The organism is Paenibacillus chibensis (genome assembly GCF_004001045.1).
Lineage (GTDB): Bacteria > Bacillota > Bacilli > Paenibacillales > Paenibacillaceae > Paenibacillus_AQ > Paenibacillus_AQ chibensis.
The window spans coordinates 1-13712 of record NZ_BIMK01000039.1 but is presented as its reverse complement, the minus strand read 5'-3'; the positions used below and the strand labels follow the sequence as shown (position 1 = coordinate 13712).

19 protein-coding genes are annotated in these 13712 nt (G+C 48.2%); 15 read left to right on the top strand and 4 right to left on the bottom strand.

Features of this window, described 5'->3' with window-relative positions; genetic code table 11:
* Positions 1-7: 7 nt before the first annotated feature.
* The 7 genes from rpsM (at position 8) to rpsI (ending at position 4338) form a co-directional block, all read left to right on the top strand.
* Positions 8-376, top strand: coding sequence for a 30S ribosomal protein S13 (rpsM, locus tag PCH05_RS23460; RefSeq protein ID WP_127606491.1), 369 nt, complete (start codon positions 8-10; stop codon positions 374-376).
* Positions 377-395: 19 nt separating this feature from the next.
* The gene (gene rpsK, locus PCH05_RS23455) at positions 396-791 is read left to right on the top strand and encodes a 30S ribosomal protein S11 (RefSeq protein WP_127606489.1); all 396 of its coding nucleotides are present in this window, start codon (positions 396-398) and stop codon (positions 789-791) included.
* A gap of 135 nt (positions 792-926) precedes the next feature.
* Positions 927-1871, top strand: a complete 945-nt coding sequence (locus PCH05_RS23450) for a DNA-directed RNA polymerase subunit alpha (protein ID WP_127606487.1) — start codon at positions 927-929, stop codon at positions 1869-1871.
* A 33-nt stretch (positions 1872-1904) separates the two neighbouring features.
* Positions 1905-2270: a 50S ribosomal protein L17 gene (gene rplQ / locus PCH05_RS23445; RefSeq protein WP_127606485.1), complete on the top strand. Its 366-nt coding sequence runs from the start codon at positions 1905-1907 to the stop codon at positions 2268-2270.
* 259 nt (positions 2271-2529) lie between these two features.
* Positions 2530-3306 carry a tRNA pseudouridine(38-40) synthase TruA gene (truA, locus tag PCH05_RS23440; protein WP_127606483.1) on the top strand — a complete coding sequence of 259 codons (777 nt, stop codon included), beginning with the start codon at positions 2530-2532 and terminating at the stop codon, positions 3304-3306.
* A gap of 182 nt (positions 3307-3488) precedes the next feature.
* Positions 3489-3926 carry a 50S ribosomal protein L13 gene (gene rplM / locus PCH05_RS23435; RefSeq protein WP_127606481.1) on the top strand — a complete coding sequence of 146 codons (438 nt, stop codon included), beginning with the start codon at positions 3489-3491 and terminating at the stop codon, positions 3924-3926.
* A gap of 19 nt (positions 3927-3945) precedes the next feature.
* A complete protein-coding gene (gene rpsI / locus PCH05_RS23430) occupies positions 3946-4338 on the top strand; it encodes a 30S ribosomal protein S9 (protein WP_127606479.1) in 393 nt (130 codons plus the stop codon).
* A 99-nt stretch (positions 4339-4437) separates the two neighbouring features.
* On the opposite strand, the gene PCH05_RS23425 is transcribed toward rpsI, so the two are convergent.
* A complete protein-coding gene (locus PCH05_RS23425; protein WP_164766779.1) occupies positions 4438-4662 on the bottom strand; it encodes a hypothetical protein in 225 nt (74 codons plus the stop codon).
* 87 nt (positions 4663-4749) lie between these two features.
* The gene (locus PCH05_RS23420; protein WP_371860580.1) at positions 4750-5076 is read right to left on the bottom strand and encodes a hypothetical protein; all 327 of its coding nucleotides are present in this window, start codon (positions 5074-5076) and stop codon (positions 4750-4752) included.
* Positions 5077-5280: 204 nt separating this feature from the next.
* Here PCH05_RS23420 and PCH05_RS23415 point away from each other — a divergent pair, with 204 nt between their 5' ends.
* The 5 genes from PCH05_RS23415 to salA all read left to right on the top strand — a co-directional run bounded on the left by PCH05_RS23415 (position 5281) and on the right by salA (position 9849).
* Positions 5281-5769, top strand: a complete 489-nt coding sequence (locus PCH05_RS23415) for a spore coat protein (RefSeq protein ID WP_127606473.1) — start codon at positions 5281-5283, stop codon at positions 5767-5769.
* A gap of 177 nt (positions 5770-5946) precedes the next feature.
* Positions 5947-6639 carry a phosphoadenylyl-sulfate reductase gene (locus tag PCH05_RS23410; protein ID WP_127606471.1) on the top strand — a complete coding sequence of 231 codons (693 nt, stop codon included), beginning with the start codon at positions 5947-5949 and terminating at the stop codon, positions 6637-6639.
* A 22-nt stretch (positions 6640-6661) separates the two neighbouring features.
* Entirely contained in the window at positions 6662-7831 is a 1170-nt protein-coding gene (gene sat, locus PCH05_RS23405) for a sulfate adenylyltransferase (RefSeq protein WP_127606469.1), read from the top strand.
* A gap of 79 nt (positions 7832-7910) precedes the next feature.
* On the top strand, positions 7911-8672 hold the full coding sequence (gene cwlD, locus PCH05_RS23400) for an N-acetylmuramoyl-L-alanine amidase CwlD (RefSeq protein ID WP_127606467.1): 762 nt from the start codon (positions 7911-7913) through the stop codon (positions 8670-8672).
* A gap of 79 nt (positions 8673-8751) precedes the next feature.
* Positions 8752-9849, top strand: coding sequence for an iron-sulfur carrier protein/transcriptional regulator SalA (gene salA / locus PCH05_RS23395; RefSeq protein WP_127606464.1), 1098 nt, complete (start codon positions 8752-8754; stop codon positions 9847-9849).
* A gap of 56 nt (positions 9850-9905) precedes the next feature.
* Here the strand turns inward: salA and gerD are convergent, their stop codons facing one another.
* Positions 9906-10592, bottom strand: coding sequence for a spore germination lipoprotein GerD (gene gerD / locus PCH05_RS23390; protein WP_127606462.1), 687 nt, complete (start codon positions 10590-10592; stop codon positions 9906-9908).
* Positions 10593-10717: 125 nt separating this feature from the next.
* Between gerD and PCH05_RS23385 the strand changes: the two genes are divergently transcribed.
* Positions 10718-11311 carry a KinB-signaling pathway activation protein gene (locus PCH05_RS23385; RefSeq protein ID WP_127606459.1) on the top strand — a complete coding sequence of 198 codons (594 nt, stop codon included), beginning with the start codon at positions 10718-10720 and terminating at the stop codon, positions 11309-11311.
* A 40-nt stretch (positions 11312-11351) separates the two neighbouring features.
* Here PCH05_RS23385 and pdaB read toward each other — a convergent pair whose 3' ends face one another.
* Positions 11352-12158, bottom strand: a complete 807-nt coding sequence (gene pdaB, locus PCH05_RS23380; protein WP_127606457.1) for a polysaccharide deacetylase family sporulation protein PdaB — start codon at positions 12156-12158, stop codon at positions 11352-11354.
* 93 nt (positions 12159-12251) lie between these two features.
* Between pdaB and PCH05_RS23375 the strand changes: the two genes are divergently transcribed.
* A complete protein-coding gene (locus PCH05_RS23375; protein ID WP_127606454.1) occupies positions 12252-12860 on the top strand; it encodes a stage II sporulation protein M in 609 nt (202 codons plus the stop codon).
* 409 nt (positions 12861-13269) lie between these two features.
* A complete protein-coding gene (locus PCH05_RS23370; RefSeq protein WP_127606453.1) occupies positions 13270-13500 on the top strand; it encodes a hypothetical protein in 231 nt (76 codons plus the stop codon).
* The last annotated feature ends 212 nt before the right edge of the window (positions 13501-13712 follow it).

Below are 13712 nucleotides of genomic sequence, written 5' to 3'. Positions count from 1 at the left end.
GCGTAAAATGGCTCGTATAGCTGGTGTGGATTTGCCACGTGACAAACGCGTTGAGATCGCCTTGACTTATATTTTCGGAATCGGTAAAACGACTTCCCAGAAAATTCTGAGCGAAACAGGCATCAATCCGGACACTCGTGTTCGTGATTTGACGGAAGATGAAGTCAGCAAATTGCGTGAAACGATCGACAAATCGGTTAAGGTTGAAGGTGACCTGCGTCGTGAAATTTCCTTGAATATTAAACGTCTCGTTGAGATCGGTTGCTATCGTGGAGTGCGTCATCGCCGCGGTCTGCCGGTTCGTGGACAACGTACTAAAACGAATGCTCGTACACGGAAAGGCCCTCGTCGTACTGTAGCGAACAAGAAGAAATAAGAAGGGGGGATAAAAGACAATGGCTAAACCGAAAAAAGTCGTACGTACTAAACGTCGTGACCGCAAAAATATTGAATCCGGAGTGGCTCATATCCGTTCCACGTTCAATAATACGATCGTAACAATTACGGATCCTCATGGAAACGCGATTTCCTGGGCAAGCTCCGGCGGCCTTGGATTCAAAGGTTCCCGTAAGTCGACTCCGTTTGCAGCTCAAATGGCTGCTGAATCCGCAGCGAAGGCTGCTATGGAACATGGAATGAAATCGGTAGAGGTTATGGTTAAAGGTCCAGGTGCAGGCCGTGAAGCAGCGATCCGCTCTTTGCAAGCTGCTGGTCTGGAAGTCAACCTGATCAAAGACGTAACTCCAGTTCCGCACAACGGTTGCCGCCCGCCTAAACGTCGTCGTGTCTAATTGAAGTCAACCTGAAGAATGTGGTATATTTCCGGCACAATCTGCTAATAATGGTTGTTTAGGCATACTACATGTTTACACAAGATAAAGGTGACAGTTTCAAATAGGAGCGACGTTTGAAGGAGGGGTACTTGCGTGATTGAAATCGAAAAGCCGAAAATTGAGACCGTAGACGTCAGTGAAGATGGAGCCTATGGCAAGTTTGTAGTTGAACCGCTTGAGCGTGGATATGGAACGACTTTGGGGAATTCCCTTCGCCGGATCCTGTTGTCCTCGCTGCCAGGCGCAGCCGTAACATCCGTTCAAATCGATGGCGTTCTCCACGAGTTCTCAACGGTTCCGGGTGTAATGGAAGACGTGACGGAAATTATTCTGAACCTGAAGGCTCTTTCCCTGAAAATTCATTCTGACGAGGAGAAAGTCCTCGAGATTGATGCTGAAGGCGAGGGTGTTGTGACGGCAGGAGATATCCGGGCGGACAGCGATGTGGAAATTCTCAATCCAGACCTTCATATTGCAACAATGGGTCCAGGTTCGAGACTTCACATGCGTATTTTTGCTAACCGCGGTCGTGGCTATGTCCAAGCAGATAAGAATAAACGTGATGATCAACCGATTGGCGTCATCCCGGTCGATTCTATCTATACCCCGATTAGCCGCGTCAACTATGGCGTGGAGAATACGCGGGTTGGTCAAGTGACCAACTATGACAAATTGACGCTTGAAATCTGGACTGATGGCAGCATTCGTCCGGAAGAGGCTGTAAGCCTCGGCGCCAAGATTTTGACCGAGCATTTGATGCTGTTCGTTGGTTTGACCGACGAAGCGAAAGATGCAGAGATCATGGTCGAAAAAGAAGAAGACAAAAAAGAAAAAGTGCTTGAAATGACGATCGAAGAGCTTGATCTCTCTGTTCGTTCCTACAACTGCCTCAAGCGTGCCGGCATCAATACGGTACAAGAGCTGACCACGAAAACGGAAGAAGACATGATGAAAGTCCGCAACCTGGGCCGCAAGTCTTTGGAAGAAGTTCAAGAGAAGCTCGAGGAACTGGGTCTGGGACTCCGTACAGAAGAATAACTTCTTAGAATCGTTAGCGAAGGAGGGGAAAACATGGCATACCAAAAGTTGGGTCGCGATTCCAGCGCACGTAAAGCTTTGTTCCGCGATCTGGTAACCGACCTGTTCTTATATGAACGCATCCAAACTACGGAAGCGAAGGCGAAAGAAGTTCGTTCGATCGCTGAAAAGCTGATCACGAAAGCGAAGAAGGGTGACCTTCATGCTCGCCGTCAAGTGGCAGCATTCGTTCGTCGTGAAACGATCGATGGAGAGCAAGACGCAATCCAAAAATTGTTCAGCGAACTCGCTACCCGTTATGCAGAGCGTCCAGGCGGATACACTCGTATCCTGAAGCTCGGACCTCGCCGCGGTGACGCCGCGCCTATGGTTTATCTGGAACTGGTTGACCGCGCGTAAACAGGTGAGGATGGGGAAAGGGGGGAAGGAATCTCATGATTCTGATCGAACCCTTTTTTTCACGTCCGGGGCCTGAGCACGGATAAAGAGGTTCATCTTTTCCGGAAACAGACCTCGCACGTGTTCCTTTGATTTTACCTTGGAACGGCTTCGCCGTGTTGTACGGCGGAGCCGTTTTATGTTTCAGCGTGCAAGCAGCGCATGAGTTTCCTTTTCGCGCGAAAAGGATGGCAGAGGATTCAGGAGGTTGTATGGGGAAATGCGTAACATATGTATGAAAGTCAGCTATGACGGCACGAATTACAGCGGTTTTCAGACGCAGCCGGATGAAAATGCCATTCAGGATTACCTGGAGAAAGCGATCGAGATGCTGACGGGAGAGAAAGTGAAAATTCATGCCTCTGGGCGCACCGATGCCGGTGTCCATGCTTATGGGCAGGTATTTCATTTTCACACGGAATCGAAGATTCCGGCGGAACGCTGGTGCATGGCACTCAACTCCAGACTTCCGAGAGACATCATGGTGACCGAAGCCAGGGAAGTTCCGCTGGAGTTCCATTCGAGACGGTCGGCGAAACGTAAAACGTACCGATATACCATCAATGCCAATCAATTTCCGGATCTATTCCGGCGAAATACGGAGCTCCATCATCCCGGTAAGCTGAATGTTGTAGCGATGAACGATGGACTGAAGTATTTGATTGGCACGCATGACTTTACATCATTTGCGTCCCGGCACTCCACCAAGCCCTCTCATATCCGCACCGTTTATGATGCCCATATTGAAAGGGATCAATCCATGTGCCGCCCGGGTACCCGGGACCAGGGACTGATTCATCTCTATATCACCGGTAACGGCTTTTTGCAGCACATGGTCCGCATTATTGTGGGCACCTTGCTGGAAGTGGGGAAGGGCCGTAAGAAGCCGGAGGACATGGCGTCGATTCTGCGGGCGAAAGACCGGATGAAGGCAGGACCGACGGCAGAATCCAAGGGTCTGATTTTATGGAATGTGGAGTATGAGAATTTCAATTAAAAACATTGAAAATCAGCTTGCGCTTTATCTGCCTATACTGTAAAATAAAAGTTGTGTTTTCTTGATGGCTATCCCACAGCCCCCAATCGAGAAAATGACAACCTAACATTTACAAATGACTTTTGATAACGACAAAGAACGAAGATAAATGATTTTCGGACGAATACAAGGAGGAACTATTCATGCGTACCACCTATATGGCGAAGCCAAATGAAGTTGAGCGCAACTGGCACATCATTGATGCCGAAGGCAAAACGCTTGGTCGTTTGGCGAGCGAAGCAGCTGCTTTGATCCGCGGCAAACATAAACCACAATTCACAACTCACGTTGACACAGGTGACTTCGTTGTCATCATCAATGCAGAGAAGATTCACCTGACAGGCAAGAAAATGCAAAACAAAAAATACTATCGTCACTCCATGCATCCAGGCGGTTTGAAAGTGACTAACGCTCACGACTTGCTGAACAGCAAGCCAGAGCGCGTTCTCGAATCCGCGGTTCACGGCATGCTTCCTAAAACTCGCATGGGCGAGAAAATGAAGCTGAGACTGAAAGTATATGCAGGCACCGATCATCCACATGCAGCACAAAAACCAGAAGTTTACGAACTTCGCGGATAATTAAAAGGAGGACAGTTTCATGGCACAAGTACAATACTATGGGACAGGTCGTCGTAAACATTCGGTAGCACGTGTTCGCCTTGTACCGGGTGAAGGACGCATTGTCATCAATAAACGCGACATCAATGAATATTTCGGTTTGGAAACCCTCAAACTGATCGTTAAGCAACCACTGAACCTGACTGAAACACTGGGACAATACGACGTACTCGTTATTGCTCACGGTGGTGGCATTTCCGGTCAAGCTGGTGCAATCCGTCACGGTATCTCCCGTGCGCTACTCAAAGCTGACCCAGAATTCCGTCCAGCTCTGAAAAAAGCAGGATTCCTGACTCGTGACCCACGCATGAAAGAACGTAAAAAATACGGTCTCAAAGCGGCTCGTCGCGCGCCTCAGTTCTCGAAACGTTAATATCCCTTGTGTATCAAGGACTCGCAGCCTCTGGCCTATATGGTCAGGGGCTTTTGTTTTGCGTAAAAAAGACTGCCATAGGCAGCCCGAGTGAAACCATCAACTTTGTAAAATACGGAGCGCATCCTCAGCGGACCCGATCTCCCCGTACGCGTCTTTGTGAAGCAGCTCTGCATGGCAGTTAGGGCATTCCGCAAAGACTTGGCTGAAGCCCAAACCGTCATCGTTTCTTCCGTCCTTCCACCATACGTGAACCTGTTCAGCCGTTGCGCCGCAATGATCACAATATAAGGAAGATCCGAGCTTTCCGGAGTCGACTAACACATCAATCACCTCGCTTCGGTTCCAAAAGAGGAAAAAGGACCGGTAAAAGAATACGATCCCTTTTTCCTGTTTTCGGATACGTCCTAATTAACGTTGGTATCCTTGAAACCCGCCCATGCCCTGGTTCTGTTGTTGAGCATAGGAATGAAAGGTATAGGTATTATCGCTGCTGCCCATCTGTTGTGCCAGGTTGGAGATTTGCTGCAGCTGCTGAATGACATGCTGATGGCCTTGTAAAGCGGTCTGTATCGTTTGTGCGGCCTGTTGTTCACGCTGCGCAAGCTGTTCCAGCTGAACGGCATTGCTTTGCTCTTGTCTCAGGAGCTGCTCATACTTTTGCGATGCCTGCTGCGTTTGCTGAATCAATTGCTGCACAAGCTGGTTGATTTGTTGTTGGTTATAGGAATTCAAAATGAAAATCCTCCTTTAAGTGTAAAGTGATGTGGTGTACCTCTGGTATTATTCCTTGCCTGTAGGTGAACTATTTTAGGTTTTTTTGGAGAAGACAACGTGCCCAGTAGGCATATTTATCATATGCTGTGGTATTACTTATACCGGAGGGATCTTATTTTGCAACCTAACGCAAACGTAAACGCAAATGTAAATGCAAACGCAAGTATGAAGCACAAACACTTGGCCTGGCATGAAACGTTGGAGCTTCATGAACTGACGGCTTCCACAGCGAACAATTTGATTGCCCTTAAAATGCATGTTCATGATATTGCCGATCCGCAGCTTCGCGCTCTATATGAGGAAATGATCCGTGCTCAGGAAAGCAACCTGAAGGAACTGCTGCATTTTTATTCGATGGCTCCAACGGAAGCCCGGAACAACAAAAGCAAAGGCGAGCATGAGGATATGACTGGCTTCTACGCCGGCCATCTGCTCGGCATGTCAAAGGCATGCATCAAAAATTACGCGGCGGCGATTACTGAAACAGCCACTCCCCAATTAAGGGATACATTTACGAAGCAATTGAACCATGCCATCAAGCTCCACGCCAAAATCTTTAATTTTATGTTGGAACGCGGCTTCTATCCCGCATATGATTTGCACAAGATGCTGGAAAATGACAAGATGATGGCACAAAAAGCGCTTGAGCTTTAATTTAAATTGATGAAAAGTCCTTCGAATGAAGGGCTTTTTTTATTTGTTTTCCTGTAAAAAACACATAAATAGCATTGACAACAAACCATATTGGTTTATACTGGATTTAATCATATTAAACCACTGGGTATTAACCGGATTTAATGAGGTGAACTATTGGAAGGGGAGACATTCACAATGAATTTACTTGAAAAGGAAAAATGGATTGAAGTTCAGGCCGCTGAGCTCGAACATGCTTCTGCAGAAGAGGTTATCCGTATGGCCGTAGAAACGTTTCCGAATTTGACATTTGCCTGCAGCTTTGGAGCTGAGGATGTTGTTCTTGTGGATCTTTTGCAAAAAGTGAGCCCTTCAACGGATATTTTTTACCTGGATACCGATTTTCATTTTAAAGAAACGTATGAAACCAAAGACCGTCTGGAATCCAAATACGGTATTCAATTCGTGCGCGTGTCCCCGAAGCTGACTCCGGAGGAGCAAAGTGCGCAGCATGGTGCGGAATTGTGGAAATCGGATCCGAATCAATGCTGTAATATCCGTAAAGTCGAACCGTTAACCCGCATTCTTTCTCAATATGACGCCTGGATTACCGGAATCCGCAGAGATCAGGCTCCTACCCGCGCCAATGCCAAGAAGGTCGAATATGACCACAAATTTGGATTGGTCAAATTTAATCCGATTGCCGATTGGACATCCGACGATGTCTGGACATATATCCGAGAAAATCAAGTGCTTTATAATCCGCTTCATGATCAGAACTTTCCCAGTATAGGCTGCGAGCATTGCACCCGCCCGGTGAATCCGGGGGAAGATCCAAGAGCGGGACGCTGGTCTGACAGTGAAAAAACCGAATGCGGACTGCATCAATAAAGGGATCTAAGGAGGAACGACCATGACAGCAATACTTCCGCATGGCGGAAAGCTTATTAACCGGATTGCCGAAGGGCAGGAACGGGAGGAGCTTCTGAAAGCTTCTTATCATTTGAAGCAGATTCCGGTGAATAACTGGACGATATCCGATCTTGACTTAATAGGCAGCGGCGCTTTCTCTCCGCTCGTTGGATTCATGAATGAAAAGGACTACCGCTCCGTTGTCGGTGAAATGAGACTCTCGAACGGGACTGTCTGGAGTATACCAATCACCTTGTCCGTGAGCGGGGACACTGCCCGGAGCCTGAATCTCGGGGAGCAAGTGGCGCTGACAGGAGCGGAAGACGGCGTTATCTATGCGGTTTTGACGATTGAAAGCGTGTATGAGGTGAACCAGGAGGAAGAAGCGCAGCAGGTATTCAAGACAACCGATCCGGAGCATCCCGGTGTGAAAAAGCTGCTTGAGCGCTCTCCGATCTACGTAGGCGGAAGCGTGAAGGTGTTGAACCGTCCGAAGCCGGAGCGGTTCGGAGACTTCTATTTCGATCCGGCAAGGACGAGAGAGCTGTTCCGGCAAAAGGGATGGAATAGCGTTGTAGGCTTCCAAACGCGTAATCCGGTTCACCGGGCGCATGAATATATTCAAAAGAGCGCGATGGAAATCGTAGACGCCCTTTTCCTGAACCCGCTCGTCGGCGAGACCAAATCAGATGACGTACCGGCGGATGTTCGGATGAAGAGCTATCTGGTGCTCCTCGAAAACTATTATCCGGAGGATCGGACGTTCCTGGGGGTATTTCCTGCAGCAATGCGCTACGCGGGTCCACGCGAGGCTATTTTCCACGCCATCGTACGCAAAAATTACGGATGTACCCACTTTATTGTGGGCCGTGACCATGCGGGAGTGGGCGATTACTACGGCACCTACGAAGCCCAAGAGATTTTTTCCAACTTCAAGCCGGAGGAACTGGATATTACGCCGCTCTTTTTCGAACACAGCTTTTTCTGCACGAAGTGTGGCAATATGGCTTCGAGCAAAACCTGCCCTCATCCAAACGAGGATCATCTTACATTATCCGGTACCAAAGTGCGTGGGCTGCTGCGCGACGGACAATGCCCGCCGCCTGAATTTACGCGGCCGGAAGTCGCAGAAGTGCTGATCAACGGCATGAGAGCGTCAGTTACGCCATAGACATGTCTTTAAGTACTATTTGTCCACCTTCCCCCATATAGATGAGTAGAGTCGATATGGGAACGGAGGTGGATTTTTGATGTCCAAGCATAGCTCGGGCAAGCAGGTCGTATGGATCCGGCTGAGCTCGATTAAAAAACTGCTGATGGGCATGTGTCTGCTGATCGTGTTCATCGCGGTCGCCTCATTCAATATTCCTGCGGTTAAGACGACAGGACACTGGAGCCTGCCTTTGTCGGGAAAAGTCATCGCCCTCGATGCAGGACATGGCGGACCCGATGGGGGAGCGGTTAGTAAACAGGGAGTGATCGAAAAGGATGTCAACCTGGCGATTACCTTGTATCTGCGAGATTATTTGCAACAGGCGGGAGCTGTCGTCTACCTGACCCGAGAAGGGGATTACGACCTCGCAAACGAGGATACCAAGGGCTACTCCAAGCGCAAGACGGAAGACTTGAAGCAGAGAGCGAAGCTGATTCAGGATACCAAGGCAGATCTGTTTCTTAGCATCCATCTGAACAGCTATCCGTCGAGCCGCTGGAGCGGGGCGCAGACCTTTTATTACCCCAATCATCCCGATAATGCCTTACTTGCTACGCTCGTTCAGGATGAAATCAAACGGAATCTCGAGAACACGGACCGCGTCGCCAAAACGGTGAATACGGTATATCTCCTGCAGGCATTAAAAGTGCCTTCAGCGCTGGTAGAGGTAGGCTTCTTATCGCATCCAGAAGAATCGCAGCTTTTAAGGGACGAGAGTTATCAGCAGAAGGTGGCTGCGGCGGTATACAAAGGCATGCTCCGGTATTTATCGGGAGAAAAAGTGAAACTGTCGTCATAAAATCAGTGTTGATGGTATAATACCTACTGGGGCTTATCCAAGTACGGATGCCAATATATAAAGCAGAGGTGCTGCCATCATGTTGTCACGTGAGCAAGTTCAAGAAGTGTTACAGCCCATCGGAGATACTGCTACAGGCAGAAGCCTGATTGAGCTGCAAATGATAAGAGATATCGTTGTCAAAGAAAACAGAGTATCGCTTTCCGTCATTACACTGGATAACCGCGAAGGCTACGGGCAGGCGCTTGAGAAGGAAATTCGCGACCGTTTGCAAAAAGCCGGAGCCGATGATATTCATATCCGCTTGCGCGAGGCCAATGAGCATGAGCGCAGCAAAATCCTGGGCGAGCATGAACGCCAGACCGATCAGGACAAGCTGGTGAAAGGACATGCGGCGGGACTTGAGAAAAATGAGCTGCTGACGGATCCGGATGTTCATTTTATCGCGGTGGCGAGTGGAAAAGGCGGCGTAGGCAAGTCGACGGTAACGGTGAACCTGGCTGCTGCGCTGGCCCGTCAAGGCAAAAGAGTAGGACTTATCGACGCAGACATTTATGGCTTCAGCGTTCCGGATATGATGGGAATTGAAGAAGGACCTGTCGTCGAAGAAGGATCGATTGTTCCTGTAGAGCGTTTTGGCGTTAAGGTCATGTCCATGGGCTTCTTTATTCGTGAGAACAACCCGGTCGTCTGGCGCGGACCGATGCTCGGCAAAATGCTTCATCAATTTTTCGGTGACGTGAATTGGGGCAAGCTGGATTATCTGCTGCTCGACTTGCCTCCAGGAACCGGCGATATCGCGCTGGACGTACATCAGATGCTGCCGCAAAGCAAAGAGATCATCGTAACGACACCGCATGCGACGGCTGCTTTCGTTGCCGCCCGTGCCGGCGCCATGGCCATTCAAACCAACCATGAGATCCTTGGAGTCGTGGAAAATATGGCTTATTACGAATGCTCTCATTGCGGTGAAAAGGATTATGTATTCGGTCGCGGAGGCGGCGGGCAGCTTGCCGAAACGCTCCATACGAATCTTCTTGCCCAATTCCCGCTCGGCGCGCCGGATAATCACATTTCCGAACCGGATTTCTCGCCATCGGTGTATAAATCCGAATCGGCCAGCGGTAAGCTGTATAATGAGCTGGCGGCAAATGTTATTGCCAAATGCGAGCAATAATCGAGCAACAACAAAAAAGCCCCGTATAGGGGCTTTTCTTTTTGAATTTCTTTTTATTATTGACCGCCGCCGTCTCCGCCGCCTTCGCCGCTTTCTTTGCCCTTGCCGCCTTCCTGTTTGCCGCCTTCACCGCTTTTACTGCTTTTCTCGACTTTTGGCTGCAGCTCCTGCGTCACCACGTTCTTGAGAAGGGACATCACTTCCATTTTGAACATCGGATTTTGCATTGCTTCCTGCATCACCGTCATCGACTGCTTGCGGTATTCCGGCGTTTTGGTCAAATCCAGGAACGACTTCATGACCTCAGGCGACTTCATGATGTCCGAGATTGATTTTTGATACGTCGGATCTTTGATCAGCTGCATATGCAGCTGTTTGTCCTGCGAGCTGATCACCTTCGCGAATTCGCCTGCAAACTGCGGATCGGTCATGATTTTTTCGAATTCCTTTTTGTACTCCTCGGAGGTGATGGTGTCCTTGACGGCGGTGCGGATTTGGTCCGTCGCCTGAGCCGTCATCATCTGCATGCCCATGCCTCCGGAGGAGCTTCCGCTTCCGCTTTGCTTGATTGCGTCCTCAACCGCCTTTTTGCCCTCATCACTTTTCAGAATATCGACGACCATCGTTTTCATTTCTTTATAATCGCCTTGAGGCGGTGCATAGCTTTGTTCTGTTCCACAGCCCGAAAGTACGGCCGATAGCCCAAATATGATCCCCCATATGCCTAAAGCCGGCCACTTCATGAGCGTCACTCCTTTGCTTTTCATCCTGAATGTAGTATGCCGTGGAGATTTTCGAAATATGTCGATCCGGGAATGGTTTTTTAATGTGAACGTTGGTAAAATAAAGTCTTGGGGGTGCAGACAAGTTGAACTTGAAAAATTGGTCCAAGTTATTTTTAAAAACCTTGCTTGTGGGAGCCATTGTCTCCATCATTACCGGTTTCCTGCTTCCATACAGCAGAGATTCCATATCATTCAAGGATATGAAGGATGTTTTGTTTTACCTGCTCATCTTATTCGGTTTTGGAGCGATGACGAGCGTATACTCGCAGCTTGGTTTTTTTGCTTATATGATCCTGAATTATACGGCCATTGGCGTATTCAAGAGAAAAACCTGGCAATACATACAGTTTGTTCTCGCGGTGCTGGCACTGCTGGAAGTTATGTTCTTCCGTTCCTTTGTCGGTAAGGAAAACAGCAGCCAAACGGCAGATTTGCTGCTTGGAATCGCCATTTTGATCGTTGCCGTTCTTGTGGCGTACTTGAAGGTCAGAGCTACCAACCCGAGCGCATGGGTTCCAACCATATTCTTTATGACAGCGATTACGATCGTTGAGATGGTCGGCGGGCTCAAAATCAACGACAACAACGCCACGATATTTATTGTGGTGCCATTGCTAGCCTGTAATGCATACCAGATTTTAGTCCTTCATAAAATATTGAAACCCAAAAAGAGCTAAGAAATCTTAGCTCTTTTTTTATTGCATTGAACGGAATGGATTACATGCCTGCGGCATCGTCGATGGCCTGCTGAAGCGTAGCCTGGTCGCGCACCTCTTTGCCTTTGGTGTCCGCCTGGGAGATCAGGTCGGAGACCGTGACGAACTCATAGCCCTGCTTTCTTAGCTCATCAATGATAATCGGCAGCGCCTCATGTGTCTGCTTGACCGAATCGCTGGCATGAAGCAGGACGATATCGCCCGGATGGGCTTTGGTGACGACGCGGCTTACGATATTGTCCACGCCGATGTTTTTCCAGTCCTGCGAATCCGTATCCCACTGGATGACTTTGTAGTTTAAGCTGTCGGCAATTTTTAGAACGCGCTTATCGAAATCGCCATTGGGGAGGCGGAGCAAGCTCGGTTCCTTTCCGGTCAAATCGGTTAATATAGAATTGGCCGTTATTAACTGGGTTTTGATTTCCTCATCGCTGAGGCTGCTGTAGTTCACATGCTTATGGCCATGGCTGCCGATTTCGAAACCGGCCGTTTTGATCTCGTTCACGATATCCGGATGGCTTTTGCTCCAGGGAGAGGAGAGAAAGAAGGTCGCTTTTTGGACTCCCTTGTCCTTTAGGACGTTCAGAATAGGCTCAGCGCGTTTTTCGCCCCAGCTGATATCAAATGTCAGGGCGATCACCTTTTTGTCCGTAGGAACGCTGTAAATGGCCGCCGGAGCCCCTTCGGAAAAGACCGTAATGTTGTCAGACTCTACATAAATAATGCCGATTGCGAACAGTGCCGCGGCGAGAACGAAAAAAGTTCGCTTGATTTTGCGACCGTTCAGCACATAGAAAAAAGAATTCATGGATGGAATCGTCGCCCCTTTCCTGCGTTTGAAATGCTTGTTTACTTCAATGTATGCTCGTACCAGCGAGATATTACCGTAAGGAGGTTATATATGCTTCGATTCAGCACTTTTGTCAGAGATCTTGGCTCGATGGGTAAAACCTTGATGTTTGTAACAGCACTGTTTATTTTGGGGATTGCTGTAGGATGTTACAGTACGGGGGCGTTTGCGGAGATTATCGATAAACAAATGGGCGGGATCCGTGAAATCGGAGAGTCGCTAAGCCAATCTTCGAATCCCAAGTGGAGCTTCTTTGTATTTATTTTTTTCAATAACAGCATCAAGGCCGTAGCGATGATCTTTCTCGGGCTGCTCTTGGGGGTATTGCCGCTTTTGTTCCTGTTGATCAAGGGCATGGTTGTCGGATTTTTAGTACATAGCTCTATGGAGCAGGGAAACAGCTTGTTTGATTTGATCGTTAAAGGTCTGCTGCCTCACGGAATCATCGAAATACCGGCCATTATTATCGCCTGCGCCTATGGAATCCAGATGGGATTGTTAGTAATGGGTAGCCTTGGGGGAAAGGGGAGCGGGGAAGTCGGGAGAAGGTGGCAGAATATGTTCAGGAAGGCCGTAACCGGATCCGTCTGGATTGTCATTCTCCTGTTTGTGGCAGCGATTATTGAGAGCACCATCACATACACCCTGATGAGGGGGTAGCCATTATGAATTGCTAAAATGGGGAATTAAAAAAATAATATTCATAAATTTCCCAAAAACTGTGCATAACAGTAAGGCGGCAAAGTCGTCATTGACTGAGCTCATGAAGAAATGACACCGATCGAAGGTGCTTCGTTCGCTCCGCATCAATACGCATTAATCTGATCTATTGTAATGAAGCGGGGGATAGGGAAGGGTTCAGACATCGTAGTTCGATCTTCGGAGGTTGTTCATGCTGCACGGATGAATGCTCTTCGTATCCTTCGCTAATACAGATAAATTGAACGAATGAAAGAGTAACCACTTTTCCTGAGGATCACAAAATTAAGGAGAAGCAGGATGAAACTTTAGTTCATTTTATATAGATCCAGAAATATCGCTTTTTAATCGACAAGGAGGCCAGGCAAACATGCTGGGGATGCTGTTTAATGACAAGGAATGCAAGGAACTTGATTATGTACTGCGCAAGGAACTGGACGAAATGCTATTTGATCTGAGTGATCAGAGATTGGATCTGGAGGTCAGAAACGCGATTGCCAGCCGATATAGAACCGTATTCCGCATGTATGCCCGTTTCGCCCCGCAGAAGGAACTCTCCAAATATGCGCGTAACAGCAAGCTGTCCCAATCCAAACAATAAAAGTGAAATAAGTGCTTGACGGGCCTGCGTAATCTGTGATAAATTTATTTTCGCTTCAGTTTTACTTACATAAAATTGATAGCGAGCGAGGTTGCTGCAAGGACTGAATAAATAAAACTTTGAAAAAAGTTTTTAAAAAAAAGACTTGCAAAACACCGAGCATGTATGATATATTATAAAAGTCGCCGCTGAGATGCGGTGATGGACGAAAG